Source organism: Pseudomonas sp. FSL R10-0399 (assembly GCF_009600165.1).
Lineage (GTDB): Bacteria > Pseudomonadota > Gammaproteobacteria > Pseudomonadales > Pseudomonadaceae > Aquipseudomonas > Aquipseudomonas helleri.
In genome coordinates this window covers 1-25,909 of the sequence record NZ_WIWK01000010.1, presented here as the reverse complement: position 1 = coordinate 25,909, position 25,909 = coordinate 1, and the positions used below count along the sequence as shown (strand labels likewise).

The window sequence follows — 25,909 nt, the reverse complement described above, 5'->3', positions numbered from 1 at the left end:
CAACAAGCTCAGGAGCATCACCATGCACTCACTGAAACTCGCCACCCGCCGGTGGTGGTACATCATGCCGATCGTCTTCATCACCTATAGCCTGGCCTACCTGGACCGCGCCAACTATGGCTTTGCCGCCGCCTCGGGCATGGCCGCCGACCTCAACATCACCCCCGGCCTGTCGTCGTTGCTGGGAGCGCTGTTTTTTCTGGGGTACTTCTTTTTCCAGGTCCCCGGAGCGGTCTACGCGCAACGCAACAGCGTTAAAAAGCTGATTTTTGTCAGCCTGATTCTCTGGGGCGGCCTCGCCACCTTGACCGGCGTGGTGTCCAACGCCTACAGCCTGATCGTCATCCGCTTCATGCTCGGCGTGGTTGAAGCCGCGGTAATGCCCGCCATGCTGGTGTATTTGTGTCACTGGTTTACCCGTGCCGAACGCTCGCGCGCCAACACCTTCCTGATCCTTGGCAACCCGGTGACCATGCTCTGGATGTCGGTGGTGTCGGGCTATCTGGTGGAGCATTACAGCTGGCGCTGGATGTTTATCGTTGAAGGCTTGCCTGCCGTACTTTGGGCGTTTATCTGGTGGCGCCTGGCGGATGACCGCCCAAGCGACGCCAAGTGGCTTAGCCAGCAAGAGAAGCAAGACTTGCAAAGCGCGCTGGATGCCGAGCAAGTGGGCATGACCCCGGTGAAGAACTACGCGGCGGCCTTCCGCTCGCCAAAAGTCATCCTGCTGGCCTTGCAGTTCTTTTGCTGGAGCATCGGCGTGTACGGCTTTGTGCTGTGGCTGCCGTCGATCCTTAAACAGGGCGCGCACATGGACATGATCGAAGCCGGCTGGCTCTCGGCCCTGCCCTATCTGGCAGCCGTGATCGGCATGCTCGCGGTGTCGTGGGGCTCGGACAAACTGCAAAAGCGCAAACGTTTTGTCTGGCCACCGTTGCTGATTGCCTCTATCGCCTTCTACGGTTCCTACGCATTGGGCGCCGAGCACTTTTGGTGGTCCTACACATTGCTGGTCATTGCCGGGGCCTGCATGTACGCGCCGTATGGCCCCTTTTTCGCCATCATCCCGGAAATCCTCCCGGCTAACGTGGCAGGCGGCGCCATGGCATTGATCAACAGCATGGGCGCGCTGGGCTCATTTGGTGGCTCTTATCTGGTGGGTTACCTGAACAGCGAGACCGGATCCCCTGGCGCGTCGTACCTGCTGATGAGCGGCGCCCTGCTGATCTCGGTGCTGTTGACCCTGATGCTCACTCCAACGCACAAAAATCCGGTCGCCCCTAAACGCCGCGCCTCGCAGCGCTTGGCCCACTCTTGATTTGAATGTCGGTGAATCCCTTGAAAAAACACGTCGTGTTATACAAAGAACTGTCCGAACCGCTGATGCAGCGACTGCAAGCCGAAACAGAGGTCACGCTGATCAAGCGCCTCGACGCCCAAGGGCTGGAGCAACTGCGCGCCGCCCTGCCTCACGCCCACGGTTTGCTCGGCGCCAGCCTTAAACTCGACGCGCAATTGCTCGACCTGGCCCCCAAGCTTGAAGCCGTGGCCAGCGTGTCTGTGGGCGTTGATAACTACGATATTGACTACCTGACCCGGCGCAACATCGTGCTCACCAATACCCCGGACGTCCTCACCGAGACGACGGCGGACACCGGCTTTGCGTTGATATTGGCCAGCGCCCGGCGCGTGGTGGAACTGGCAATTAAGGTGCGCAATGGCCAGTGGCAGAAAAACATCGGGCCCGAATCTTTTGGCACCGACGTGCATGGCAAAACCCTGGGCATTATCGGCATGGGCCGCATTGGTGAAGCCCTGGCCCAGCGCGGTCACTTTGGTTTCGGCATGCCGGTGATCTACCACAGCAATTCGCCAAAGCCTGCGGTTGAGGCGCGCTTCAATGCGCGCTACCGCAGCCTCAACGAGCTGCTGCAAGAAGCCGACTTTGTGTGCCTGACCTTGCCGCTGACGGCGCAAACCGAAGGTTTGATGGGTGCTGAACAGTTCGCCCTGATGCGCCCCGAGAGCATCTTTATCAATATCTCGCGGGGCAAAGTGGTGGATGAAGCGGCGCTGATTGAGGCCTTGCAACAGGGCCAGATCCGCGCTGCCGGGCTGGATGTGTTTGTACGCGAGCCGCTGGAAGTGGACTCGCCGCTGCTGCAACTGAACAACGTGGTGGCCACACCGCATATCGGCTCAGCCACCGTCGAAACCCGCGAAGCGATGGCACGCTGCGCCGTCGATAACCTGCTGGCCGCCCTGACCGGCGAACGCCCGGCCAATCGGGTGAATTGAGCTGAAACTGTAGGAGCGAGCTCGCCTCGCGATCTTTTGATTTTTTGAAAAGATCGCGAGACAAGCTCGCTCCTACAGAGTGGGAGTTACTCGCCCGCCTTGATTTTGGTCCACACGCGGGTGCGGACCCGGTCAATTTTTAGCGGCATGGCTTCGAGTGCAAACAACTTGCCCATCATTTCTGGCGTCGGGTAAATCTTGGTGTCGGCCTTGATCTCAGGGCTGACCAACGCGTCCGCCTGCTGGTTGCCGTTGGCGTAATGCACGTAGTTGCTAATGCCCGCCATCACATCCGGGCGCAGCAAGTAGTTCATAAAGCTGTACGCGGCTTTTTCGTCTGGGGCATCGGCGGGCATGGCAACCATGTCAAACCAGATCGCCGCCCCTTCCTTGGGAATCGAGTAACCAATCTCGATGCCGTTTTTCGCTTCTTTGGCCCGAGTCTCGGCCTGCAAAATGTCGCCCGAGAAGCCTACCGCGACGCAGATATTGCCGTTGGCCAGGTCGCTGGTGTATTTCGAGGAATGGAAGTAGCTGATGTAAGGCCGGACTTTCATCAGCAAATCTTCGGCTTTTTTGTAGTCATCCGGGTTTTTGCTGTGGGGCGGCAAGCCCAGATAATTCAGGGCAGCGGGGAGGATCTCCGGGCCATTGTCGAGAATCGCAACGCCGCACTTGCTGAGTTTGGCCATGTTCTCGGGCTTGAAGATTAAGTCCCAGGAATCGACCGGCGCGTTATCACCCAAGACTGCTTTGACCTTGGCCACGTTGTAGCCAATCCCGGTGCTGCCCCACAAATAAGGGAAGCCATGCTCATTGCCCGGGTCGTTGACTTCCAGCGCCTTGAGCAGCACCGGGTTGAGGTTTTTCCAGTTGGGCAATTGGCTCTTGTCGAGCTTCTTCAATGCCCCGCCTTCAATCTGCCGGGCCATGAAGTGGTTGGACGGGAACACCACGTCATACCCGGAGTTACCGGTCATCAACTTGCCGTCCAGCGTCTCGTTGCTGTCGAACAGGTCATAGGTAAAACCAATGCCGGTGTCGCGTTGAAAATTCTTCATCGTGTCGGGCGCAATGTAATCCGACCAGTTGTAGACCTTCACCGTCTCGGCGGCCTGACACAACGTACCAACCAGCATTAGGGGCAACAGAGTAGTCATACGCTTCATGATTCGATTCCTAGCATGTTTTGGGCAGCTTTTTTATAGGCAGGTATCGGCAGTGTTCAGCGATCAAAAGATCAATACATAGGTCTTGCGCACGGTTTCCTGGATGTCCCAGATACCGGTGCTGTTGGCAGGCAACATCAGTGCATCGCCCGCTTCTATGGTCAGAGGTTCACCGCCATCGGGGGTGAAAGTGCAGCGGCCTTGAATAAAGTGACAAAACTCCTGCTGGACGATTTGCCGACGCCAGCGCCCCGGCGTGCACTCCCAGATTCCGGTTTCGACGCCATCGGTGCGTTCAACACAGGTGACCGAGGTGACCGACACTGGCGTTCCCAGCGGCACAGCCACCGGGAAGGACTCTTGCAGCACAGCATGGGCGGTGTTTTTAAAGTGCGTGATGCTCATAAAAAACTTCCTGATCAAGACAACAAGGGTTACTGCATGAAACCTTCCATAAAGCCCGCCACACGGCTGGCAAATTGCCGACGCCACGGCGGGCTATTAAGATTCGCCAGGGTTTTGTCTTCGTACACAAAGCTGCGAATGATCGCGTTGTAACCTAACCAGCGGCACGGTTCGGGCTCCCAGGCCTTGAGCGCTTTCAAGCCGCCTTCGGTTAACACCCAAGGCTGTTTAACCTCTGCCGTGTCCCGTTGCAGAATCAGGTCGGCCAAGGTTCGGCCGCCCAAATGACTGGCACCCACGCCTTCACCGCCGTAGCCCCCGGCCAGCGCAATGCCCTGCTGGCGGTCATAGAGCATGTGCGGCTGAAAGCGCCGCGACATCCCCAGGTTTCCGCCCCACGCATGGCTGATCTCGACTTTTTTCAATTGCGGGAACAGTTCACCGAACAGGTAGCGGCGGAGCTCTATTTCGCTGGCAGTCAGGTCGAAGTTTTCGCGCAGGCGCCCGCCAAACTGGTAGCCCCCGCGCGCGCCGAACACCAGACGGTTATCCGCCGTGCGCTGGCCGTAGGTCACTTGGCGGCTGCTCTCGCTAAAGGCTTGCCCCTGCGACAGGCCGATGCTGTCCCACAGTGCCTCGGACAACGGCTCGGTGGCGACAATCAAGCTTTGCACCGGCAACTGATAACGCCCCAGAGGCGCCAGGGTGTTGGCATAGCCTTCTACAGCGGGTACCACCCAGCGGCTGCGAACCTGCGCCTTGGCCGTGCGGGCCTTGCCGGGCTGCCAATCAGTCACCGGGCTTTGCTCAAAAATCTGCACGCCCATACGCTCGACAGCGCGGGCCAGCCCGCGCACCAGCTTGGCCGGGTGAATTGTTGCCACGTGCGGGGTGTAGATACCCCCGTAGGGTTTGGCGACACGGACCTGCTGCGCCAATTCATTGGGGCTTAGCCAGCGGTAGTCGGTGTCATTCAAGCCTTGGGCATGCAGTTTGTCCAAGTATCGGCGCATGCTGGCTTCTTGCTCCGGGTAGCGCGCGGCACAGTACAAGGCGCCGCCTTTGCGGTAGTCGCAGTCGATGCCCTCGCGATCAATCACGCTTTTAACTTCGTCCGGGATGCCGTGCAGCAGGTCGAATGAGGCGCGTCGTTGTGCGGCCGAGAGCCTGGCAAGCAAGCGGTCTTCGCCCAGCAGGTTGCCCATCAGCCAGCCGCCATTGCGGCCCGACGCACCAAAACCTGCGGTCTGCGCCTCGACAATGGCGACGCTCAACTCGGGGGCATGGCGTTTGAGGTAGTACGCGGTCCACAACCCGGTGTAGCCAGCGCCAATGATCAGCACGTCGACCTCCAGGTCGTGCTCAAGCGAGGGCCGAGGCGTCAGGGTTTCCTCAAGCTGGTCCATCCATAAACTGATCGCGCGCCATGCTGGCATTACCGACTCCACCTTGGGTTCAAGAATGGGTCGATCCTAGCGTCAGTGCTCAACCAGCGTCTTGCGTGCGTGCACGCAAAGAAATTTGCCTGGCGTAGGCCTTGGGTGACTGGCCGGTGTGCTGGCGAAAACAGGTGTAAAAGGCCGATATCGAGTTGAAGCCCGCCGAAAACGCCACCTCATCCACCTTGATTGGTGCAACCGCCCTATCCATCGCCGCTAACACATGCTGTAACCGCGCCTGATTCACATAGCGATAAAAGCTTTGGCCAAGCACCTTGTTCAACAAATACGACATCTGGTTGCGCGTATAGCCGCAGGCCTTGGCCACCTGTTGCAGATCCAGTTCGGGGTCGAGATAGGGCTGCTGACGTTCGAAGTAGGTTTGCAGGTCTTGGGCCATAAAGCTCAATTGCCGGGCCGAGAGCCCTAGGCGACTGACCGCCGGGCGCAGCGGTGGTTGTTGTGCGGTGTCAGGAGCGGTTTCGTGCACCAGCGAGGCGTATTCATTGACGCGCCAGATCAGGCCGTCGCGTACGGTAATCGCTTCACTGGCGCGAAACGATACCAGCCCCTGACTGCCGCGCAAGGTCATGCGGTATTGAATGAACGCAGTGTTGCCGTCCAGGCGAATCCGGTCACTGTGCTCCAGCGCCTCATCCGCCGCCCTGGGCATGGACTTTTGCACGTACTCGCGCAATTCAGCGAGGACCATGACGCGGTTCTGGAAGAAGTCGTGATAGCGCACGTCAGGATGATAAAGCGCCATCACGCCGTCGAGGTCGCGGTACTTCCAGCACAGGTGGTAGCGCATGACCGTTTCGCCAGTCGCCTGGGTCTGTTCAGGGCCGTCGTCGGGGAGTGACATAGAACGCTCAACTGGCAAAAAACACAGAATGCCGAGTTTACCCACACGCTTCAATAACAGCTGGACGGAGCCAAATTTGCCGCAGCCCATGACACACATCAAATCTGGCGCCATTAAACCGACGAAGGGCAAAAAAAGGCTTATCGCCATCACTTATGAGTGCTAGGTTAAACACGAAAGACTCGCAAACACTCAAGGAAAGGTTCGCGCCTCGCCATCACGTCAGAGCAAAAGGAATCGCTCTTAATGAAAACTGTCAGCTCCGTCGATAAATTCAGCTTCCCCAATGCCTGCCAACTCATGCGTTGGCACTTCCACCCCATTGGCTTCGAGGCGACCATGGATGCGCCCAAGAGCATGGTTGCCCGGTTGTTTGACCGCGCCACCGGGGAAACCATGATTGCCATCGCCGGCATCCCCTGCGCCACCAGCATGAGCACCGGGGAAGTGGCACGCATCATCCAGGCCGTGGAGGACGAGCTCGAAAGCTTCATCCCCCCTTTGGCGTGGCAGGCTTAAGCCATCCCCAAAATCCTTGTAGGAGCGAGCTTGCTCGCGATCTATTGATCTTTAAAAGATCGCGAGCAAGCTCGCTCCTACACGTTCACGTTAACCAGCAGTCACCTTTGAACCGCGTAGGTCCTCAAAAAACGCTTTGCCCTTGGGTATCCGGTCCGAGGCCTTGGGCATGTTCGGCCCTTGGGCGTCCTGGCTTTCCAGGTACCAATAGCAATGCGTCACCGCACGGGTAATACCGACATAGGCCAGTCGCAGGATTTCGTCCTTCTGCGCCGCGTCGTAAGGGTCCGGTTCGCCGTCCTTGCCCAGGCCCGCCATGCGATAGACCTGATTTTTATACGGTGACGAGGTCAGATGCTGGCAATCGCCCAGCAGGAAAACAGCGTCGGACTGCAGGCCTTTGGAGCTGTGATACGTCAACTGTTTGAGCCGACGATATTCAGGCGCCAACCTCGAATCCACATTAACTACAGACTGTATATCCTTTTCAATCAACAGCTTATCGCTGCTTTTTCGATACAACATTAAGATTCGATCGCCCGCATTGTAGTGTTCGATCAATCGGGCAGCCAAATCCTGGTCGTCCCGATTGAGAACATTCACCGGCACGGGCTGCTTGGGCTCGCCGCTGGCCTTGGCGCGTTTACCGGCAATCGACGGCGCCGCCCGCACGATGTGTTCAGCCGCGTCGATGATGTGCTGATGGCTGCGGAAGTTATCGCTGAGCATCACGCGCGTAGTGGTGGGCGACGGGAATTCTTTGTTGAACTCCATAAAGTACTTGGGCGAACTGCCGCGCCAGCCATAGATCGACTGCCAGTCATCGCCCACACACAGCAGCGAAGAACGCTGAGCGCCCCGCCCGACGTGCATGGCAGGCCCACGGCTGCGGATCTCCCGCAAGCTGGCGCGCAGCCACGAGACGATCTGCGGTGACACGTCCTGGAACTCATCGATCATCAAATGCGACAACGGCCGCAGTTGCTCGTGGCTCAGCAGCTTGAAGTTCTGCGGCGTGTTCTCACCAAACAACGAGAACATGCGGTTGTAGGTCATCACCGGCGGCGTTTGCGCCAACAGGTGGTCTTCCAGCGCCCGCCAGTAAAGGCTCAAGGCCTCAAAGAAAAAACGGTCCGGGTCATCCTTGGCAAAGCGCATCTCGCCCACCGCCGCTGCCACGTCGAGCCCCAGGTTCTCGATAAAACTGGCGGCCGCAACAAAACAGTCGAGCAACGGTGCTGAAGTCAGTTCGCCCTTGAGCTTGTAATCAAAACCAGGCCCGGCACTGGCATCCCCTGCCAGCGAAGCAATGACTCGCTTGGCATCTGCATAACTTTCCAACCAAATCAGCGGCTTACTGCAAAAAGCTCGAAACAGTGTGCGCTTGACTGCCCATTCTGCGCGAACCGTCAGTTTGGCCCCGGGGCGAGAGATTTGCGGGTTTTCACGCGGATCAAAGCCCAGCACGACCCAGGCATCCAATTGCGGGATATACCCGTGGCAATGGAACTGCGAGCCGTTGATCTCCAGGGTTTCCCGGTTCGGCTCGATCCCTTTGATCGGCCAGGCCCCGGCGGCAAACCACAAGTCCTCAAGGGTGTCGCACAACTCTTCATCGCGCTTGGCTGCCAGTTCGGTGACCGCCATGCGTTTTTGCACATCCGGGTGATCACGCTCCAGCTCCTTGAGCTGCAAGGCATGCCGACACAACGGCGCCAGTGTTTCGCGAAAACGCGCATCGCGGGTGTACAGCCCGTGGTAACAGGCATTGAGCTGCTGACGCTGAGCGTCGTTGATGCGTAGATCAAACGGGTTGCTGTCGGCGTCGTCTTCACTCAGCAGGCTGCGCGAGTTCAGGGTTTCGAAGGCCTGCAACTGACCATAGCCGGGCAAGCTGCGCACCATCGGCAAGATCCGTGAGTGGAAGGTCCGCACCACATCGCGGGCCTCTTTAAGGCTCAGGGTGCGGCCCCACAAGGCGAAAATCTCTTGCAGCTTGCTGATGAAGTCTTTGCGCGACTCGCGGGTGAAGGTCACCACCGTCATGGAGTCGAGTTCAAAGCCCAGGTAGTGGGTCAATAACAGGATGCGCAGCACCAGCGACGTCGACTTGCCCGCGCCGGCGCCAGCAACCACGGAGGTCGACGGGGTGTCACTGAAGATCATCTTCCACTGCGCCGCGCTGGGCTGTGCGTGCGCGGGCAACAACGCCGCGACATCGGCCTTGATCTGCTTTTTCAGCTCAGGGCTCAAGGGCAGGCGCCAATCGTCGAACAGATTGTCATCAATCCCTGGCGCACGCAGTACCTGCGGGCGCGTGTCGCTGATAAACAGCACTTGACGCCCTTCTTCCAGCCCTTCGCTGTGCCCTTCCTTGAAGCCGTAATCGAAGCCTGAAGTGTGCCCGCTGCGAAATCCGTCAGCCTGGCCTTGTAACCACGACGCCGCATGCTGGGCGCGCAAACGGCTTAAACCGTTGCCAAACAGGCGAGCAGCGAGGCGTTTTAACCAGGGCAGTTGGGCTTGGGGGACAAGTTGTTCAGGCACATCGGGGGTGTTTTGCGTCACGCTGACTCCGTGGGGTGAGGCTGTCTGGGCACAAAGGCTATGGTCGCCGCATTACGCGCAGATTTCTAGCTAATTGCTTGAGCATCAGCTGCTTAGGGTTTGTTGTGCAGGTAAACCCCACCAGGTAAACAACCCGAAACATCAAATTAACTGATAGCTTTTAAGCATTTTTTGCGCTTTTTATCGATATGTTCATGCAGGAGAATCAGCTCCATCATCAATCGGGTAACCGCTTACACCCTTCCGGCGACCTGAACAGGAGAAGAATCATGCTTGAACTCAGACCCTTCAACACCCTGGGCGGCGCACACCACGGTTGGCTGGATGCCCATCACCATTTTTCGTTCGCCAGTTATCACGACCCAAAACGGATGAACTGGGGCAACCTGCGCGTCTGGAACGACGACATCATCGCCCCCGGAACCGGTTTCCCGCAGCACCCGCACCGCGACATGGAGATCATTACCTACGTGCGTGAAGGTGCTATCAGCCATGAAGACAACCTGGGCAACAAAGGCCGCACCGAGGCCGGTGACGTGCAGGTGATGAGCGCTGGCACCGGGATTGCCCACAGCGAGTACAACCTGGAGTCGACACCGACCAAGATCTTCCAGATCTGGATCATTCCAGACCAAGCCGGCCAGGCACCGTCATGGGGCGCCAAACCGTTCCCGAAGGGTCAGAAAGAAGGCTTTGTAACCTTGGCCAGCGGCAAAGCGGGCGACCACGAAAGCCTGAGCATCCGCGCAGACGCCCGTGTGGTAGCGGCCAACCTCAAGGCCGGGGAAAGCGCCGAATACCGCCTGGACAGCGGTCGCCGTGCTTATTTGGTGCCGGCGACCGGCGTGATTGAAGTCAATGGCCTGCGCGCACACGCCCGGGATGGCGTGGCCATCGTCGACGAAAGCGTATTGCGGGTGACGGCGATAGAAGACAGCGAAATCGTGCTGGTGGATGTCGCCTGATATCACCGACTCACATTTGTCTCGCGATCTTTTCGAAGATCAAAAGATCGCGAGGCAAGCTCGCTCCTACAGGGCGATGGAGGGGTCAGGACGTTGCTAGCGCCTCGGTATTGGCCTTGCGCCGCTGGATGACATACCCCAACACCGCCAGCGGTGCCGTCGCCAGCATCACTTCGACGGTGATTTGCAGCGGCTGACTGATGTAGGTCGAGACCAGCAAGCTGCTCAGAAAACACAAGCCAAGCTGTAAGGTGTTTTGCAGCCCGGCCGCTTTGCCCGAGTTCCCGGCAAAGGGCATCAGTGCATTGGCCACCACAATCGGGTAGCTCGCGCCGTTAACCAGCGCCATCAGGCAAAACGGTATCAGCAAGGTCGCCAACGTCGGTTCGGTTTGCGTCGCCACCCAATACAACCCCACCATGCTCGCGCAGTACGCCACCAGTAGCCACGGCAACAGCGTGCGGCCCTTGATGCGCTGCAAGGCACTGCGGCAGCCATAACCACCGGCCATAAATGCCAGCGTCGGCAAGGCGTAGCTCAAGCCGATATCACTCGGGCTGTAGCCCATGTCCCCCAGAATGAACGGCGACGCGGTCAGCCATGCGAAGAAACTCGCCGAGCACGCCGCAAACATCATCACGTTGCCGCTAAAACTCGCCGAGCACAGTAACTTCCAGTAGCTGACCTGAGTTGCTTGCGGGGTACGGACCACGCTGCGGGCTTTTTCTTTGAGCAGCAGCGTCGGCACAATCAGCAGCACCGCCAACCCCAGCAACACCGCAAAAATCGCCTGCCAGCCTAAATGGTTGAGCACCACGGCGCCCAACAGCGGGGCCAATGCAGGTGACAAGCCCATCAGCGGCATAATCCCGGCAAACACCCGGTTGGCTTTGTCAGACGGATAGCGATCGATCACCAGCGCTTGCCAGGTGACCGCTGCCGCGCAAATACCGATGGCCTGAATAAACCGCAGGCTCAGTAACAGCGCGGCATTGTCGACAAACAACATCCCCACGCAGCCCAGGGCAAACATGGACAGGCCCGCCAAAAGCACCGGCTTGCGCCCCAAGCGGTCAGACAGCGGCCCCCAGAGCAATTGCCCAAAGGCGAAACCGGCCAGAAAGATACTCAGGCTCGCGCCCACGGCCCCGGCCGACAGGCCCAATTCGCTGCGCAATGTGCCGAAAGCGGGCAGGTACATATCCATCGCCAGATAGCCGAGCATGCTCAGCCCGGCGAGATAACAGGTAAAACCAAAAGAATTCTTCATGTGCACCCAAAACTTGCCATCAAACAATTTGTTGACTGACGCGCATTATCCGGCTGAGGATTGCCTTGTGAAGCGAGAATTATTGCCTGATGGCATCAAATATTTCGAAGGCAAGCTATGTGGTCTGAATACTCTCTGGATGTCATTGATGCAGTCGCCCGTCACGGGAGCTTCAGTGGCGCCGCCCAAGAGTTGCACCGGGTCCCCTCCGCCGTCAGTTACACCGTGCGCCAGCTGGAGCAATGGCTCGCTGTGCCGTTGTTTGTCCGTCGTCACCGGGATGTCGAGCTGACACCCGCCGGGCGCGTGTTCGTCAAAGAAGCCCGCGATGTGATGAAAAAAATGCTCGGCACCCGGCGTCTGTGCCAACAGGTGGCCAATGGCTGGAGCGGCCAGTTGCGGGTCGGCGTGGACGCCATCGTCAAACAACCCCGCTGCCAGCAAATGCTGCTGGATTTCTACCGACACTTTCCCGACGTGGAATTGCTGGTGCATTACGAGGTGTATAACGGTGTGTGGGATGCCCTGGTCGACGGGCGTACGGACATCGTCATCGGCGCGACCCGGGCAATCCCCGTCACGGCCAGCTTTGCCTTCCGAGATATGGGTTCGCTGCACTGGCTGTGCGTGGCCAGCCCGGCACATCCTTTGACGTCACTTCAGGGCCCGTTGAATGACGAGCAACTGCGCCCCTACCCGTCATTGTGCATGGACGACACCTCGCGCAGCCTGCCCAAGCGCGACACCTGGACACTGGATAACCAGCGACGAATGATGGTGCCCGACTGGGCCACGGGCCTGGCGTGCCTGAGTGATGGATTGTGCGTTGGCATGGTGCCTGCGCACCTCGCGAAGCCCTTGATTGAGCAAGGTCGCCTGGTCGCCCTGCCGTTGCAACGGCCCTTCCCCTCCAGCCCTTCGTGCATTGCCTGGAACCAGACTCATCAGTCTCCCGCGATGAGTTGGCTGCTGGAGTATCTGGGCGATACGCCGACCTTGAACCTTGAATGGCTCAACGAACAGGACGTGGGGGAGCAGGATCTTGAGGCGCAAACAGAGAGGTCATGAAGGTTAGCGTTTTGACGACATGGTTTTCACACCACTTTCACATCGTCAGGGCTAATTTTAACCTACTCCTTTAGTGAATCCCGTTCAGCCCGCTCCCCCCAGCGGGCTTTTTTTTGCGCACGAATAACGCTTTTAATCTTCCAGCGCCTTAACGGGTTTGGCAGGTTTTACGGGCTTTGCAGGCTTGGTGCCTTTCTCTGGTTTTTCTGGAGGGACAGCCTCTGGCGGCGCCTGGGTTTCTTTCTCGCTGGCCGGCAAAGCATCGATGGTGGCGAACAATTTAGGCAGGTCGGCATCGCCCTCGCCTTCAAATTTTCTCTCTCCGTCCTTGCCGATCAGGAACACCTTGGCTTTCTCAATGATCATCCCGGGCTTAAGCCCGCGTATCAGGGACATCGTAGACTGCGTTTCTAGGTCTTTGCCATCCCGTTTGCCGGCAATACCGACAACCTCATAAAGCACCAGACTGCGGTCCTTGAAGCCCTGCTGAATCGCCGGGTCTTCCAGTTCCTTCTTGAGTGCGGTCAGTGTCGGGTCAGCCGGTGTACGGGCAACAATGATTAACGGGCGGGACTTGCCGCGATCCTGTTCAAGTGGGCTGGGAACCTCAATGGCCTGGACCGTGCTGGTGGCCAGCACACTGGCGAGGATCAATAAACGGATAAACATCCAGATCTCCTTTTCTTATCGGACCGGGTCCGCGAATGTACCGCCAAGGGCCTGAAACCCTCGGCGCTGAGCCTGTTGTAGGAAGCATAGGCGCAACCGGGCTTTTGGACTTTGCCTTTCACGTTTAGTTATTGCAACCACGCCTAAATATCTTGAAATACCTGAGTCATCAGTTGGTTTTAGCCGCAGAGCGACGCTTGGCCCGGTAATGGCGAATCAGGCCAATACCCACCATCACTCCGATGACACACAGCGCAATCGGCAAACGGTATGGCTTAAGGTCGCCAAAAACGCCTTGCAGAAACTCCCCGGCCCAATACCCCGCATTGACGAACAGCGTTGCCCACACCACTGCGCCCAACAGGTTGATAAAGGTGAATTTCAACGGTGACACCTTGCTCGCACCGATTACCATTGGCCCGACCAGGCGCATGCCGTAGAGAAAACGCACGGAAAAAATCGACACCGTCGGGTACTGGTTGATTAGCTGCGATACCCGATCGATGGCGGCTTTCTGCTTGTGCAATCGGGGCAGCAATCGCTCGCCAAAATAGCGCCCGACCCAGAACAACAACTGATCGCCGAGCATCCCGGCCACGCTGGCATAACCGATCACCGGCAACAGTTTGAGCGCATGTTGGTGCGCTGCCATCCCTCCCAAAATCAGGATGGTCTCACCTTCAAGCAGGCAACCAATAAAGATGGCCAGATAGCCATAAGTGGCCAGCAAGTGGTTCAGATCGATGTGTTCAAACATGTGCGCTCTGGCGCTCCATTCCAATAAAAAGTGTTACTGCTTCCTGCAAGAGACGCTCTGTTCAGTGCGTGTGCCGGTGATGAATATCCGGAAAATGCGGGTGACTGTGCTGAATCGGTGCATGTTGATGCGTATGACTGTGCGCGATGCCCGCAGGTTCATCCCCATCATGTTCATGCTGATGGTGCTCGTCATGGGTGTGCCGGTGCGTATGCTCCAGCGGTTGATGCTGATGCAGGTGAGCATGGGATTCGGTCAGGTGCAGCCACACCCCGAACAGCATAAAAGCCGCAGCCAGCCAAAACAGCAGCGAAACCGACTCGCCCAACACCAGAATTGAAATGGCCGCGCCCAAAAAAGGCGCCGTCGAAAAATAAGCCCCGGTGCGTGCCGCACCCAGGCCACGCAGTGCCAGCACAAACAGCACCAGACTCACGCCATAGCCTAAAAAACCAATCAGCAGGGTTGGCGTCAACACCTGCACCGGCACCCATTGCGCGCCCAATGTGAACGCGACCGTGCAATTCACCAAACCTGCGAACAAGCCTTTGGAACCGGCGATATACAACGAATCAGAAGCCGATACTTTGCGCGTGAGGTTGTTGTCCACCGCCCAGCATAAACAAGCGAACGCCACCGCAATGGGCCCCAGCCACGACTGCGAAACATCCGGGGTGTGCCCGGCTGGCCAGGACAACACAAGGCCGCCGGCGATAATCGCCAACATGCCCAGAACAATTCGGCGGTCAGCATTTTCCTTGAACACTACCCACGCCAACAGCGCAGTCAGCACCGGTTCGAGGTTGAGCATCAGCGACGCGGTGGCGCCACTGGTGCGGGTCAAGCCAAACATCAGGGCAACCGGCCCCAACACCCCGCCGAACAGAATCGCTCCGACCAGCCACGGCCATTCGCCAGCAGGTAGCCCCGAAGGTTTCCAGCCACGATCGCGTAGACAACGCACCAGCACCAGGCCCACTCCGCTGCCTAAATACAACAAACCGGCCAACAGCACAGGCGGCACCTCAGCCCCTAACACCTTGGCCAGCGGCGTGCTGGCGCCGAACAGTGCGGCCGCAGCCAATGCATAAATCACGCTGGTATTCATGATGCCAACCCGTTCAGGACCTGAGTGCATCCTAGCCTAACCATGCTGCCCTGAACGACAGCTAACACTGGTTATGACTTATGGCAGGATCACTGACAAAATCCAAGGTGCTCCCGCTTTACAACATGACTAAATAGCCGGGTGCGCGCTCACAAAAACAGGAATTGTCTGAATGACGCCCGAGCCTTGTCTATTTACATTAAAAATAGACAAGGAGAGTTTGGTCATGAATACCCTGAACGTTGTAATTTTTTGTGCAAGCCCTGTAAAAACCAAAGCCCTGACTGGTTTACTGAAGGCGATCGGCATCATTAATATTCATGCACCCGAGAACGATAGTGAACCGACTTCATTCACACCTCCGTTTGTCGAACTGGACGTCGTTATCTGCGATTCATTTAATTCACTTAAAGAACTCAGCTACTTGAGGGATCTGTGCGAATACTTTTCATTTTTTTCAGTCATCGAATCAGAAAAACTTGAAAAACCGATGAAATGGGGCGCAAGCAACCTGGTGACACACTATAAGAAACATCATTTGGGGCGCTACGAAGACGACATCAGCAAAGTCAAAATACACAGCCTGCTGAAAAAAGCGCTTACTTTAAAAGACATCGCTAAAAACAACGTATTCAAATCAGGTGTCGAGCAAGAAACACTGAAACAGATACTTCATAAGGACATGGACTTTCAGCCCCCTTTTCAGGACGTACAGGCCGACCGTGTAACCGCCTACTTCCAGCCTCAATACTGCGCATTGACGAAAACGATTACCGGCATCGAAGTTATCGCGCACTGGAGCCACCCCGCTTATGACAGGCTAAGTACCAACCATTTCAAGCACGACACTCCTGAACACATCGTTCACTGGGCATTGTTCTCCTGCGCGCTGTCCAATGCCATTCAACTGCACCGCCACACCCTGAATATCGACCCCACTATTCTTTATACGTACATCATTGATGCTTCCTTGTTGAAATCCAGGCATTTCGCCAGCAACGTATTGGAAGCATTAAAAATATTCGACATTCCGCTGCACACCATCGCGCTCGAAATTTCAGGTAAAGTTGACACACCCATGAGTCTCGAATACATCGATAACATCACAACACTCATGAACTGCCAAGTTGGATTATCACTGGGAAATTTCGGCGCCAGTGACTCACCTTTCGACATCCTCGCCGACATGCCCTTCACACAAATAAAGCTCAATACCAACTTCGCTTTAACAAACAGCTCCATCAAAAAAAATCAAATCATCAGTTCGATAATCTCCATGGCGAAATCACTCCATTTAAAAGTCATCGCCAACGAAGTTGAGACAGAGAAACAATTCGCTCAGCTTCAACATTTAGGCGTTGATGCAGCACAGGGTAATTTCTTCCACCCTCCTATGACAGGCGAGAAACTGCTCACCCTTTTACTGGACAACACTACAACCTACTAACAAAACGGGCCTGTTCCTGCTTCATTGAGCGCGCAATGAAACAGAACCAGGCCCGGCTTTGCGTGGCAAACCGCTTAGTCTTCTGGATTATTCTCGGCCAGGGTTTTATTCAAATACTCCTTGATGGCCGCCTCAGGCGCACCCAGGAGCTGTGTATTGAACGACTGACCATCAGCCGATCGTGTGGCCAACAAACCCCATGCTTTTTTCTTGTCGGGGCTGAAAATAACAATCAGCTGATTATCCGCACAGTCATGGGGCTTGCACATTTGGCCCAGGGTGTATTTCTGCCCATCGATGACCACTTCTTGCAGCGGCGTCGAAGTGCCTTGGCCGGTGCGCACCCATTCAGGGAACGCCAGCATGTCCTGGTAGGCCTGTTTGTACGGGCTCTTGCCCGTCACATCAAACAAGTATTGTGGCGTCTGTGCATTGGCAACACCTGACAGTAAAGAGGCCCCCACAAAAGCCAACGTAATAGCTGTTTTCACTGATTTACTCCTTTTCGACACACTCAACACTGTTCAATCCAGTAATTGATAACTAAAGGTGTGACATTGATTGAACTTGCACTGAACCCCAACCGAGACAAAATTGACCACCCCGATTGCAATCACATAAAAACTGAGCGCCCACGCAATAGTCTTCAGGCGCGGATAAAGCCCAATGCGTTTATCGGCGACCTGCTTATTGGCGCCCCAGATGATCAGTTGCAAAGCGATCGCGGTAATCAGACAGAGCGCAATAATCACTGACCAGACTGGCATATGCAGGCCAAACACCGCACTGCCCACATAGGCATGCCCTGGGCGCGGGTAGATATCCAGCAAGGTTTGCCGAACCGAGATAATCAGCAGCAACACCGAAAACGCCAGGCAAATGCCGGTATTGAACCAGGAGTACCCATGCCGCAATTGCTGCATGATCCCGAAACAAACACCCAGCATGGCCGCGCGCTGCAACAGGCACAGCGGGCAAGGCAACTCACCGTCGACATATTGCAGGGTCATGGCAGTGGTCAATATCCCCGCAAGCACCGCCATCATCCCCAGCAAATAGACATAGAGCAGCGGCGACGCGTACTCACCCCACCCTGCCGCTACTTTATTAGAAAAACGATTCATGGCATCCGGCGCTCCATCGCTGGTTTTCGAGAAAACTTGATCACGCACGTGTACTGGCCGGGAAGTCATTACCCGCGTTATTCACCTGAATCCAGGGCATTCTGTAACCGTATTCCGGGCTATATATTTCCCAGAGAAATACCTTGATGGCCAAAACAAAAAACACAAACAGCAGTATCAGCGCCCACTTCCTGCGACCAAACCACCCCACAACCAGCGCCAATGCAAGCACGGCAAAAACGACAAACATCATGGCGGCATCAACTCCCTTTGATTAACCCTGTACTGCATTAGCGCTTCGTGAAGATGCAACTCGCTTTAAATGGCAAAACTGAAGAACGCCAAGGAAATCAGGGTAGTCCAGCACTTTTTAAAAGCAAGATGCCCCACGATGTTCACGTTCCACTCCCCATCAATTCAACATCAGGTATCGCTGCAGCAGTCGTTTCACGCAGCAGCGATACAAACCCCGTCTCGTTGTTCTGATTTAACGCGCGGGCTTCGCATGACGAAGCCCCTGCCCTCACACAGAAAATTTTCCTGGCGTAACCCCAAAACGCTTTTTGAACATAGCGATAAAAGCGCTGAGGTTGTCGTACCCCAGGTCTAGCGCAATTCGCGTCACTGGCTCGCCACGGGCCAGCATTTCAAGTGCCCGCATCAGCCTGGCCTGCTGGCGCCACTCACCGAAGTTGAACCCCGTTTGCTCGACAAACAAACGGCTCAGGGTTCGCGGAGCAATGGACGTCCAGGCAGCCCATTCTTCCAAGGTGCGCTGGTTGGTCATGTCCGCCAGAAACTGGGTAGCAATTCGCAGAATTCGGCTGTCGGAAGGCATCGGTAAACCAAGGCGTTCTTCAGGCAAATTGCCAATTTCGTCGAAAATCACTTCTACCAGATGCAATTCGGCACGGCCCAACTTTTGGCCCTTCCAGGTGGCTGCCCGGCCGACCGCCTCGCGCAGGAGTCTTGAGACCCGAAACGTTCGTAGTGTGGTTGGAAGACGCGCGCAAGCCTGCTCATCCACAAACACACTCCACCCGTGAAATGGCCCGTGGGACAACGATGAGTGGAGCATGTTGGGCGGAATCCAGACAGCATGAATGGCCGGGACGATCCACTGTTGCAGGTGCTCGCCGATGCCCACCGTCGCCAGCCCCGTGAACGTCCCCAGCAATTGACCCTGCGCATGGCTGTGGCTCGGTACATGGCGCACCCCTGCCTGTTTTTTCTCGACAGCCAACAAAATGGGCGCCAGCGGCGAGTTGATTTCATGAGCGGTGACAATGGGGTCGAGCATGACCGAACTTCCGTACTGATTGACTCATTTACCGCAGCCCTGTGGCAGATGAGGGTTTAAATTCTCCGGGCTTGGCGCGCAGGCTGCGGGTTCAAAACCCTGACCTGAACGGCCCTTTCGCCCACATCACCCCCTTCTCTTTCTTCTACTGCATTGGCTCGGCCACACCGGGCGAAGGGGCGTTTCGAACAAGTTACGAATAGTAATAATTATCGTTGGCTTTAGCACCTTAAAAATGACTCTGGGGAATATGATGCAAAACCTGTTGACGCGAACAACGCCCAAACAAAGCCAATTGGCCTGCGCGCTGGGTCTGGCAATCGCGAGTCAGACCACAATGGCAGCCACTGTCGAACAACCATTGGAGTTGGGCGTCACCAAAATCGACGGCCAAAAAGACACTCAGGCGCAGCTTGCGCAACCGTCCTCTCCCAAGTACACGGAACCGTTGCGCGACATCCCGCAGACCATCACCATAATCCCGGAACAAGTGATCAAGCAGCAGAACTTGCTGTCGCTACAGAACGTGCTCAGCACGGTGCCAGGCATCACATTCAATGCCGGTGAAGGCGGTGGAGGCTTTGGCGACTCGCTGAACATGCGCGGGTTCTCAGCCAGTAACGACATCACCATTGACGGCGTGCGTGACAGCGCTCAATACAGCCGCTCAGACACTTTCAATTTGCAGCAGGTGGAAGTCATCAGCGGCGCAAACTCGGTGTATTCAGGGGTCGGCGCAATTGGTGGCACCATCAACCTGGTCAGCAAGGCACCAAGCCTCACCGATTTCACCCATTTGAGCGCAGGCATCGGCACTGACAGCTACAAGCGCACTACGGCTGATATCAACCGTCAAATCGACGAGACCACAGCGTTTCGTCTCAACTTGATGGCCCACAGCAACAACGTGGCCGAGCGCGACAAGGTTGATTACAACCGCTGGGGCATTGCGCCCTCGATCGCCTTCGGCCTGGGCACAGATACCCGCTTTACACTCAGTTACCTGCATCAAGAAGACAAAAACACCCCCGACTACGGCGTCCCGTTCTTCAAGGGCGGGACCTTGCCCGGTGTGAAACGCAGCAACTTTTATGGCTACAGCAACGTTGACCAACAGATTGACCAGGTCAACTCACTGACAGCGAAGTTTGAACACGACTTCAGTGACGCGTTGAAAATCAGCAACCTCACGCGCTATAGCGTGACCGACCAAAAGGCGACCGTTAACCCACCTCAAGGCACATGGTGCCTGGGCTCTGGTCTGACACCGGGCGGCGTCAAATGCGCATTGCCTGGCACATTCACCCCGGCAGGTCCACGCGGCACCGTGCTCGACACCCAAAACACCATGCTGTTCAACCAGACAGACCTGACGACCAAATTCGCCACCGGTTTTATCGATCACACCCTGGTCCTCGGCGTGGCATTAAGCAAAGAGCGCTACGACCTCGACTCGGGTAACGCGCAACGCACGGCCAATGGCGGAACATATAGCTATGTGCCCATGGATATACGTAATCCGGACTCCCACTACAACGGCCCGCAAAACTACTACCGCAGCGGCCACAATGACGGCGACCTGAGCAATAACGCGGTGTATGCCTTTGATACCCTCAAACTCAATGACCAGTGGGAGATCAATGGGGGCATGCGGTATGAGCGCAACGAAGACACCATGATTGCCAAGACCTACGCCACCAACGGCTCTCTGCAATCGCGGACGAGCTCTGAGAACAATGAAGACCTGTTCTCCTGGCGCGCGGGCCTGGTCTACAAACCCGTAGAAAAAGGCAGTTTCTACTTTGCTTACAGCAACTCGAAAACCCCGTCGGACGCGACCGTTAACGGCTCATGCCTGAACGCCCTGGCCCGCGCTGACAACTGTAACGTTGCCCCGGAAACCGCAAAACTCTATGAGCTAGGCACAAAATGGGACCTGCTCAACGAGAAGCTGTCCCTGACCGGCTCGATCTTCAGAAACGAACGCACCAACTACAAAGTCAGCTCCGGCGATCCCCTTATCCCCGAGCAACAGTTGCAAGGCCGCGCACGTGTCGATGGCATAACCTTGGGGGCATCGGGCCTGATCACCAAAGAGTGGTCGGTCTTCGCCAACTACACCTACCTCAAGAGCGAGGTACTGCAAGGCGTCTCCGATCACGTAGCGGCAACCGCCGGCGACCCGAACAAAGGCAATCCGCTGCCCTTTACACCGCGCAATGCGCTGAACGTCTGGACAACCTACGACCTGTCCCGTGACTGGCAAGTGGGTTACGGCCTGACCGCACAAAGCTCGCAGCGCGTCGACAGTACCGATGAAGACGCGAACATTCTGGTCAAGGGCTATGTCACCCATCGGGCCATGGTCGACTACAAGATCAATCGCAATCTGGATTTGCAATTGAACGTCGATAACCTGTTTAACAAGGACTACTACACCAACGTTCGCGGCGGCAGTAATACCGCTCCAGGCTGAGCAACGCCAGGCGCCGGTCGCAGCGCAACACTGACGGCCAACTACAACTTCTGAACACCCACTTGCGCTTGAGAGCCGCCGGGCTTTTGCCCAGCGGCTTACCACATGCGCTCAGTACTCACAGCCTCATTAATAACGGGTGTTTACCGTGTGGAAGCAGCAGTTGTTTCGTATTCATGGATTTATCGGTATTACGCTGGGTGCCGTGCTGGCAATCGTTGGCCTGACAGGCGCGATCCTGTGCTTTCAGGACGAACTGATCGTTTTATTAAACCCGGAGTTAGCGCACTCTCAAGACAGTCATTCAGCGCCTTTACCTCCCTCTGAACTGATTGCCCGTCTAGAGGAATCATCGGGACGCAAAGTGTCATCCCTATGGAGCACCGGTCGCGTTCTGTTTGCACCTTCTGCCGATCACATCGCCCCCATAGCGCAGTATGTTGATCGCTCCACCGGCCAGTTATACGGGAGGCTCACAGGCCAGGCTTTTTTCGAGTTCACTGCACAACTGCATCATCATTTGGCAATGGGGTTTGCCGGACGCCTGCTCACCCGGATAGGGGCGATCATGCAGGTGTTTTTTGTTATTTCCGGACTCTATCTACGGTGGCCCCGACAGACACTGAACTGGCGAGTCTGGTTGACCTTGAATGCAAGCCGAAAAGGGCGCGGCTTTCTACGGGAGTTGCATTACGTGCTTGGCACATGGTGCGCGCTGTTCTATCTGTTGTCCGCATTGACCGGGCTTTATTGGTCAATTGGAGTACCCCATGCCGATGCCCTGCAACTCAAGGGCAATGCGGGCCTGTCCGGTAACTACGAAAGTTTGCGCCACGGGCGTCCAGCGCAGCGCACCACAGAGCGAGCCACAAACAACGCGTTGCCAATCGACTACACAATGCTGTGGACCCACCTTTCACGTGCTGCGGGGCCCCAACTTGGCGAATGGAACCTACGACTCCCGGCAACACCCGGCCAGCCCGCCATGCTGTTTTACTTGACCTCGACCTCAGCCAACCCGAGCGCCCTGAGTGAAGTCAGCGTCGATACGCAAACAGGCCAGATCAAGGCGCATGCTCGCTACGAAGATCAGCCCGTTGCTGATCGGCTACTGATCAGTAACTTCGCCCTGCATGTCGGTAGCTACTTCGGTATTGCTGGACGAATCGCACTATTCGTGGCTTCAGCCTGTATGCCGTTATTTTTCGTAACAGGCTGGATGCTATACCTGACACGCAAACATCGAAAACCAAAAACGGCGTTATAGCCATGAAGCGCGGGCTAAATCCTGCTCACAATAGTGAAAAATCCGACTCAGTCTTGCCCCTAATTCCCTAGCCCACTGATTTTTCGACGATTTTAATCGAAGGTCAGGTCAAAAAAACTTGCTTGAAAAGCTCTAACCAACTTGCCTCAACGCCGTTGGGTCTATATATTCGACCACCTGTCACGCAGGCTAATAAGTACTTTGCACGTCAAAGCACCTCCTGCATGACCCGCTTTACAGCGCTACCGCCCGAATGGCGAAATTGGTAGACGCATGGGACTTAAAATCCCCCGTTCGAAAGGACGTGCCGGTTCGATTCCGGCTTCGGGCACCAAACAAATCAAGGGCTTGCACGCTTTCAGCGTGCAGGCCCTTTGTTTTTTTGCTCCGAAATTTTGGGAGCTGCTCCGCAATTCTTCAATTGCACCCTCCCTACCGACGCCCTGCCGGTTGGACACCATCCCCCCCGCCTGCCACCTGCAAATGAAACTTTGATGAAACAGTCTACCTACGCTCCGGAGTGTATTGCTTAACGCAAGACTGCAATGCACTGTTCGCGAATGAGTTTCATTACATGGAAGCCGTTATGCTCGTGCGTACCGCATTTGTTCTTGTGTTGTCATGCCTACCGTGTGGTGTTCTGCTCGCCGCAGAAGCCTCAGACGACGCACCTGTCTCCCTGGTTCTAGAAAACCATCAGTTCTCGCCATCAACCTTCACTGTCTCCAGTGGAAAAAGATTTCGAATTCAACTGACAAGTCATGACACGTCAGTGGATGAGTTTGAAAGTTACGACATGAAATTCGAGAAAATTATCGTGCCCGGAAACACCATCACTGTGTTTGCAGGCCCTATGCACCCGGGCACTTACACCTTTTTCGATGACTATCATCCGGATGCTAAAGGCACAGTGACTGTGACAGGGGAGCAATAACATGCTTGCCAGTTTACTGATCGTGTTCCGGGAAGTGCTTGAGGCAGGGTTGATCGTCGGGATCGTGTTGGCGGCGACACAAGGCATCTATCGAAGAGGCACCTACATCGCCCTGGGTATTGTGGCGGGCCTGTTGGGCGCGAGCGTGCTGGCTGTTTTTGCCGGGGAAATCACGCAATCACTCTCGGGGTTCGGTGAAGAAGTCTTCAACAGCGCGATTCTGATTGTCGCGGTGTTTATGCTGGGTTGGCACAACCTCTGGATGGCCAGCCATGGACGCGAACTGGCTGCCGAAATGAAAGCCCTTGGGCACGCGGTTGCCCGTGGTGAATCCTCACTTCCAGCGATGGCTATTGTGGTGGCTGTCGCCGTCTTGCGCGAGGGTTCGGAAGTTGTGCTGTTCCTCTACGGCATCGCGGCTTCGGGGCAGACGTCAATGGTTTACATGCTGGTCGGCGGCCTGGCCGGCGTACTGGCTGGCAGCCTGGTGTCCTGGCTGCTGTACCGGGGGTTGATCACGGTTCCCCTGAACAAACTCTTTGCATGTACCGGTTGGCTGATCGCCCTCATGGCGGCGGGCATGGCCGGTCGTGCAGCGGCGATTCTGGCAGGTGCCAACCTGATTCCCGCCTGGGGCTATGAGCTGTGGGACACGTCCTCGATTGTCGCGGATGGCAGCATGCCCGGACGTGTACTCCAGGCATTGCTGGGCTACAGCGACAGGCCCATGGGCGTTCAAGTGGCTGCCTGGGCCGTCACTCTGGCGCTATTGATCCTGGGCAGCCAACTGATCAAAAGATCCGCAAAAAAACACCCTACCGCTTAATAAGTCGTCTACCAAGGGAGCAATCCGTGAAAAAAACCATCTCAACGACCTGCGCTGTGGTTGCAGTCAGCGCCTTGCTGTTTTCCCTGGGTGCCAGTGCCAGAGAGTATCCCATCGGGGGGCCTGTCATAACGCATGACATGGAAATTGCCTCCTCGTATCTGGTTGGCATTGATATGGCGCCGATGCCTCCAGGAATGGTTATGGGGGCCGACAGCGTTCACCTTGAAACAGACGTTCATGCCACCGCAGACAACAAATAAGGATTCTCGAATGGTGAGTGGATTCCTTATCTCAGAATCTCGTATTTGCTGACCAAAAAGGGATCAAATGATTACAAGGAGATAGGTACGTTACTGCCTATGGTCGCGAAAGACGGGGCTCACTACGCCAATAACGTGAAAATGAGCGGGCCTGGGACCTACACGGTTGTACTTCGTTATGAGAGCCCGCAAGTCAACGGCTTCTTCCACCATATCGACAAGGAAACCGGCGTGCCTGAATGGTGGGCCCCCTTCACTGAGACCTTCACCTTCGAATATCCACAAAAGTAGCCTGATGTTGGGGGCAGATACTCGAGTACCCATGATGATTGAAGAGGCTCACCGAAACTCCAGCCCGCACAGGTTACTATCCCGAGCTCAAATGGCACATTGAGCACCTTTTAAGTCCGGCCCAGCGCCGGGCTTCTTGTATCTGGTCTACCGCTTCTCTGCCTGCTCATGTACAAAGCCGCGCGCTCGCCTACCAATGGTCAGCACCAGGATGACAATTCGCTCATCCTCGACGCGATAGACCAGCCGGTACCCTGCCCCGCGCAAATTGATTTTGTAGCAGTCCTTTAAGTCATGAAGCGCATCGCCAGGCACTCGCGGGGGCTCTTCAAGCCTTCGCAAAAACTTAAGACGTACAGCGCCGTCCAGCTTGCGTAATTCCTTCAGCGCTTTTGGGTCCCATTTGGCGGTGTACTCAACGGCCATTTGCGATATCGGCCTCAACCTCGCCAATCAGCTCGTCGAGCGATACACGGAGAGGCTCCTCGCCCGTTTCAATGCGAGCTTTGTCTATTTGCGCCAGCTCAAGGTCGTCCAGTCGCTCAATCATGGCCTCGTTTGCGTCATTAGTTAGGTCGTTCAGCCTAAAAACCAGGCGGAATATAACCGGGAACGTAAGGAATATTCTGGCACTTGCCATGCAGTATTTTCCCGTCCTGAATTTTAAACAGGACTATTTTCTTGGCCTGATTGACCGTCGCTTCCAGTTTGCAGTCCGAGCCATGACCCACTTGCTCATAATATTCCGTATGAGTCATGCCATTAGCTCCATGGGTCATGGATGTACCGGCCGCTTCGGTAGTCGGCGGTCTCAAGGAGCAAGTGCAACACCTCATGTAAGGTGTTGCCATGTCTACCCAATACAACCACCTGAGTACCGA

The 25,909-nt window shown here is 56.2% G+C and carries 26 protein-coding genes, 1 tRNA gene and 1 pseudogene; 12 read left to right on the top strand and 16 right to left on the bottom strand.

Annotation, left to right across the window (positions count from 1 at the left end):
* Positions 1 to 22 precede the first annotated feature (22 nt).
* Positions 23 to 1,318, top strand: coding sequence for an MFS transporter (locus GHO41_RS04745; protein WP_153433062.1), 1,296 nt, complete (start codon positions 23 to 25; stop codon positions 1,316 to 1,318).
* Between the two features lie 5 nt (positions 1,319 to 1,323).
* A complete protein-coding gene (locus tag GHO41_RS04740; protein WP_178126469.1) occupies positions 1,324 to 2,298 on the top strand; it encodes a D-glycerate dehydrogenase in 975 nt (324 codons plus the stop codon).
* An 86-nt stretch (positions 2,299 to 2,384) separates the two neighbouring features.
* Here the strand turns inward: GHO41_RS04740 and GHO41_RS04735 are convergent, their stop codons facing one another.
* The 4 genes from GHO41_RS04735 to GHO41_RS04720 all read right to left on the bottom strand — a co-directional run bounded on the left by GHO41_RS04735 (position 2,385) and on the right by GHO41_RS04720 (position 6,176).
* On the bottom strand, positions 2,385 to 3,467 hold the full coding sequence (locus GHO41_RS04735) for a polyamine ABC transporter substrate-binding protein (RefSeq protein WP_153333087.1): 1,083 nt from the start codon (positions 3,465 to 3,467) through the stop codon (positions 2,385 to 2,387).
* 63 nt (positions 3,468 to 3,530) lie between these two features.
* On the bottom strand, positions 3,531 to 3,872 hold the full coding sequence (locus GHO41_RS04730; RefSeq protein ID WP_048370089.1) for a cupin domain-containing protein: 342 nt from the start codon (positions 3,870 to 3,872) through the stop codon (positions 3,531 to 3,533).
* 29 nt (positions 3,873 to 3,901) lie between these two features.
* Complete coding sequence (locus GHO41_RS04725; RefSeq protein ID WP_153433060.1) at positions 3,902 to 5,308, bottom strand: FAD-binding oxidoreductase; 1,407 nt, start codon at positions 5,306 to 5,308, stop codon at positions 3,902 to 3,904.
* Between the two features lie 49 nt (positions 5,309 to 5,357).
* Positions 5,358 to 6,176, bottom strand: coding sequence for an AraC family transcriptional regulator (locus GHO41_RS04720; protein ID WP_153433059.1), 819 nt, complete (start codon positions 6,174 to 6,176; stop codon positions 5,358 to 5,360).
* Between the two features lie 246 nt (positions 6,177 to 6,422).
* Here GHO41_RS04720 and GHO41_RS04715 point away from each other — a divergent pair, with 246 nt between their 5' ends.
* A complete protein-coding gene (locus GHO41_RS04715; protein ID WP_153433058.1) occupies positions 6,423 to 6,695 on the top strand; it encodes a DUF1652 domain-containing protein in 273 nt (90 codons plus the stop codon).
* 90 nt (positions 6,696 to 6,785) lie between these two features.
* Here GHO41_RS04715 and GHO41_RS04710 read toward each other — a convergent pair whose 3' ends face one another.
* Complete coding sequence (locus GHO41_RS04710; RefSeq protein ID WP_371928838.1) at positions 6,786 to 9,263, bottom strand: UvrD-helicase domain-containing protein; 2,478 nt, start codon at positions 9,261 to 9,263, stop codon at positions 6,786 to 6,788.
* A gap of 269 nt (positions 9,264 to 9,532) precedes the next feature.
* Here GHO41_RS04710 and GHO41_RS04705 point away from each other — a divergent pair, with 269 nt between their 5' ends.
* The gene (locus tag GHO41_RS04705; protein ID WP_153433057.1) at positions 9,533 to 10,228 is read left to right on the top strand and encodes a pirin family protein; all 696 of its coding nucleotides are present in this window, start codon (positions 9,533 to 9,535) and stop codon (positions 10,226 to 10,228) included.
* A gap of 85 nt (positions 10,229 to 10,313) precedes the next feature.
* Here the strand turns inward: GHO41_RS04705 and punC are convergent, their stop codons facing one another.
* The gene (punC, locus tag GHO41_RS04700; RefSeq protein WP_153433056.1) at positions 10,314 to 11,498 is read right to left on the bottom strand and encodes a purine nucleoside transporter PunC; all 1,185 of its coding nucleotides are present in this window, start codon (positions 11,496 to 11,498) and stop codon (positions 10,314 to 10,316) included.
* A gap of 117 nt (positions 11,499 to 11,615) precedes the next feature.
* Between punC and punR the strand changes: the two genes are divergently transcribed.
* Positions 11,616 to 12,566: a DNA-binding transcriptional activator PunR gene (gene punR / locus GHO41_RS04695; RefSeq protein ID WP_153433055.1), complete on the top strand. Its 951-nt coding sequence runs from the start codon at positions 11,616 to 11,618 to the stop codon at positions 12,564 to 12,566.
* Between the two features lie 132 nt (positions 12,567 to 12,698).
* Here the strand turns inward: punR and GHO41_RS04690 are convergent, their stop codons facing one another.
* The 3 genes from GHO41_RS04690 to GHO41_RS04680 form a co-directional block, all read right to left on the bottom strand.
* Positions 12,699 to 13,235, bottom strand: coding sequence for a DUF4174 domain-containing protein (locus tag GHO41_RS04690; RefSeq protein ID WP_153433054.1), 537 nt, complete (start codon positions 13,233 to 13,235; stop codon positions 12,699 to 12,701).
* A gap of 169 nt (positions 13,236 to 13,404) precedes the next feature.
* A complete protein-coding gene (locus tag GHO41_RS04685) occupies positions 13,405 to 13,992 on the bottom strand; it encodes a DedA family protein (protein WP_153433053.1) in 588 nt (195 codons plus the stop codon).
* A 61-nt stretch (positions 13,993 to 14,053) separates the two neighbouring features.
* Entirely contained in the window at positions 14,054 to 15,100 is a 1,047-nt protein-coding gene (locus tag GHO41_RS04680; protein ID WP_153433052.1) for a DMT family transporter, read from the bottom strand.
* 226 nt (positions 15,101 to 15,326) lie between these two features.
* Between GHO41_RS04680 and GHO41_RS04675 the strand changes: the two genes are divergently transcribed.
* Complete coding sequence (locus GHO41_RS04675) at positions 15,327 to 16,547, top strand: EAL domain-containing protein (RefSeq protein ID WP_178126468.1); 1,221 nt, start codon at positions 15,327 to 15,329, stop codon at positions 16,545 to 16,547.
* 74 nt (positions 16,548 to 16,621) lie between these two features.
* Here GHO41_RS04675 and GHO41_RS04670 read toward each other — a convergent pair whose 3' ends face one another.
* The 4 genes from GHO41_RS04670 to GHO41_RS04655 form a co-directional block, all read right to left on the bottom strand.
* The gene (locus GHO41_RS04670; RefSeq protein ID WP_323368798.1) at positions 16,622 to 17,038 is read right to left on the bottom strand and encodes an Ivy family c-type lysozyme inhibitor; all 417 of its coding nucleotides are present in this window, start codon (positions 17,036 to 17,038) and stop codon (positions 16,622 to 16,624) included.
* Between the two features lie 33 nt (positions 17,039 to 17,071).
* Positions 17,072 to 17,671: a disulfide bond formation protein B gene (locus GHO41_RS04665; protein ID WP_153433050.1), complete on the bottom strand. Its 600-nt coding sequence runs from the start codon at positions 17,669 to 17,671 to the stop codon at positions 17,072 to 17,074.
* A 40-nt stretch (positions 17,672 to 17,711) separates the two neighbouring features.
* Positions 17,712 to 17,924: a hypothetical protein gene (locus tag GHO41_RS04660; protein ID WP_153433049.1), complete on the bottom strand. Its 213-nt coding sequence runs from the start codon at positions 17,922 to 17,924 to the stop codon at positions 17,712 to 17,714.
* A 270-nt stretch (positions 17,925 to 18,194) separates the two neighbouring features.
* On the bottom strand, positions 18,195 to 18,971 hold the full coding sequence (locus GHO41_RS04655; RefSeq protein WP_153433048.1) for a helix-turn-helix transcriptional regulator: 777 nt from the start codon (positions 18,969 to 18,971) through the stop codon (positions 18,195 to 18,197).
* A gap of 253 nt (positions 18,972 to 19,224) precedes the next feature.
* On the opposite strand from GHO41_RS04655, the gene GHO41_RS04650 reads away from it, so the two are divergent.
* The 6 genes and pseudogenes from GHO41_RS04650 (at position 19,225) to GHO41_RS04625 (ending at position 25,028) form a co-directional block, all read left to right on the top strand.
* A complete protein-coding gene (locus GHO41_RS04650) occupies positions 19,225 to 21,447 on the top strand; it encodes a TonB-dependent siderophore receptor (protein ID WP_153433047.1) in 2,223 nt (740 codons plus the stop codon).
* Positions 21,448 to 21,595: 148 nt separating this feature from the next.
* Positions 21,596 to 22,714, top strand: a complete 1,119-nt coding sequence (locus tag GHO41_RS04645; RefSeq protein ID WP_153433046.1) for a PepSY-associated TM helix domain-containing protein — start codon at positions 21,596 to 21,598, stop codon at positions 22,712 to 22,714.
* Positions 22,715 to 22,961: 247 nt separating this feature from the next.
* Positions 22,962 to 23,048: transfer RNA gene (locus GHO41_RS04640), tRNA-Leu, on the top strand.
* Positions 23,049 to 23,288: 240 nt separating this feature from the next.
* Positions 23,289 to 23,648 carry a cupredoxin domain-containing protein gene (locus GHO41_RS04635; RefSeq protein WP_256678673.1) on the top strand — a complete coding sequence of 120 codons (360 nt, stop codon included), beginning with the start codon at positions 23,289 to 23,291 and terminating at the stop codon, positions 23,646 to 23,648.
* Position 23,649: 1 nt separating this feature from the next.
* Positions 23,650 to 24,474 (top strand): FTR1 family protein, encoded by an 825-nt coding sequence (locus GHO41_RS04630; RefSeq protein WP_153433045.1) that lies wholly within the window; start codon positions 23,650 to 23,652, stop codon positions 24,472 to 24,474.
* 26 nt (positions 24,475 to 24,500) lie between these two features.
* Positions 24,501 to 25,028, top strand: a pseudogene (locus tag GHO41_RS04625) (iron transporter).
* A 147-nt stretch (positions 25,029 to 25,175) separates the two neighbouring features.
* On the opposite strand, the gene GHO41_RS04620 reads toward GHO41_RS04625, so the two are convergent.
* The 3 genes from GHO41_RS04620 to GHO41_RS04610 are packed head-to-tail and all read right to left on the bottom strand — an operon-like array spanning position 25,176 to position 25,786.
* Positions 25,176 to 25,454: a type II toxin-antitoxin system RelE/ParE family toxin gene (locus GHO41_RS04620; RefSeq protein WP_153433044.1), complete on the bottom strand. Its 279-nt coding sequence runs from the start codon at positions 25,452 to 25,454 to the stop codon at positions 25,176 to 25,178.
* Positions 25,444 to 25,578 carry a hypothetical protein gene (locus GHO41_RS04615; RefSeq protein ID WP_256678672.1) on the bottom strand — a complete coding sequence of 45 codons (135 nt, stop codon included), beginning with the start codon at positions 25,576 to 25,578 and terminating at the stop codon, positions 25,444 to 25,446. Before GHO41_RS04615 ends, GHO41_RS04620 begins: the two co-directional genes overlap by 11 nt.
* A 34-nt stretch (positions 25,579 to 25,612) precedes the next feature.
* A complete protein-coding gene (locus GHO41_RS04610; RefSeq protein ID WP_256678671.1) occupies positions 25,613 to 25,786 on the bottom strand; it encodes a hypothetical protein in 174 nt (57 codons plus the stop codon).
* Positions 25,787 to 25,909: the final 123 nt, after the last annotated feature.

Coding starts and splice junctions, on each gene's coding strand:
- GHO41_RS04745 (WP_153433062.1), top strand. CDS start 23: ATGCACTCACTGAAACTCGCCACCCGCCGGTGGTGGTACATCATGCCG.
- GHO41_RS04740 (WP_178126469.1), top strand. CDS start 1,324: ATGTCGGTGAATCCCTTGAAAAAACACGTCGTGTTATACAAAGAACTG.
- GHO41_RS04735 (WP_153333087.1), bottom strand. CDS start 3,467: ATGAAGCGTATGACTACTCTGTTGCCCCTAATGCTGGTTGGTACGTTG.
- GHO41_RS04730 (WP_048370089.1), bottom strand. CDS start 3,872: ATGAGCATCACGCACTTTAAAAACACCGCCCATGCTGTGCTGCAAGAG.
- GHO41_RS04725 (WP_153433060.1), bottom strand. CDS start 5,308: ATGCCAGCATGGCGCGCGATCAGTTTATGGATGGACCAGCTTGAGGAA.
- GHO41_RS04720 (WP_153433059.1), bottom strand. CDS start 6,176: ATGTCACTCCCCGACGACGGCCCTGAACAGACCCAGGCGACTGGCGAA.
- GHO41_RS04715 (WP_153433058.1), top strand. CDS start 6,423: ATGAAAACTGTCAGCTCCGTCGATAAATTCAGCTTCCCCAATGCCTGC.
- GHO41_RS04705 (WP_153433057.1), top strand. CDS start 9,533: ATGCTTGAACTCAGACCCTTCAACACCCTGGGCGGCGCACACCACGGT.
- punC (WP_153433056.1), bottom strand. CDS start 11,498: ATGAAGAATTCTTTTGGTTTTACCTGTTATCTCGCCGGGCTGAGCATG.
- punR (WP_153433055.1), top strand. CDS start 11,616: ATGTGGTCTGAATACTCTCTGGATGTCATTGATGCAGTCGCCCGTCAC.
- GHO41_RS04690 (WP_153433054.1), bottom strand. CDS start 13,235: ATGTTTATCCGTTTATTGATCCTCGCCAGTGTGCTGGCCACCAGCACG.
- GHO41_RS04685 (WP_153433053.1), bottom strand. CDS start 13,992: ATGTTTGAACACATCGATCTGAACCACTTGCTGGCCACTTATGGCTAT.
- GHO41_RS04680 (WP_153433052.1), bottom strand. CDS start 15,100: ATGAATACCAGCGTGATTTATGCATTGGCTGCGGCCGCACTGTTCGGC.
- GHO41_RS04675 (WP_178126468.1), top strand. CDS start 15,327: ATGAATACCCTGAACGTTGTAATTTTTTGTGCAAGCCCTGTAAAAACC.
- GHO41_RS04665 (WP_153433050.1), bottom strand. CDS start 17,671: ATGAATCGTTTTTCTAATAAAGTAGCGGCAGGGTGGGGTGAGTACGCG.
- GHO41_RS04660 (WP_153433049.1), bottom strand. CDS start 17,924: ATGATGTTTGTCGTTTTTGCCGTGCTTGCATTGGCGCTGGTTGTGGGG.
- GHO41_RS04655 (WP_153433048.1), bottom strand. CDS start 18,971: ATGCTCGACCCCATTGTCACCGCTCATGAAATCAACTCGCCGCTGGCG.
- GHO41_RS04650 (WP_153433047.1), top strand. CDS start 19,225: ATGCAAAACCTGTTGACGCGAACAACGCCCAAACAAAGCCAATTGGCC.
- GHO41_RS04635 (WP_256678673.1), top strand. CDS start 23,289: ATGGAAGCCGTTATGCTCGTGCGTACCGCATTTGTTCTTGTGTTGTCA.
- GHO41_RS04630 (WP_153433045.1), top strand. CDS start 23,650: ATGCTTGCCAGTTTACTGATCGTGTTCCGGGAAGTGCTTGAGGCAGGG.
- GHO41_RS04620 (WP_153433044.1), bottom strand. CDS start 25,454: ATGGCCGTTGAGTACACCGCCAAATGGGACCCAAAAGCGCTGAAGGAA.
- GHO41_RS04615 (WP_256678672.1), bottom strand. CDS start 25,578: ATGATTGAGCGACTGGACGACCTTGAGCTGGCGCAAATAGACAAAGCT.
- GHO41_RS04610 (WP_256678671.1), bottom strand. CDS start 25,786: ATGACTCATACGGAATATTATGAGCAAGTGGGTCATGGCTCGGACTGC.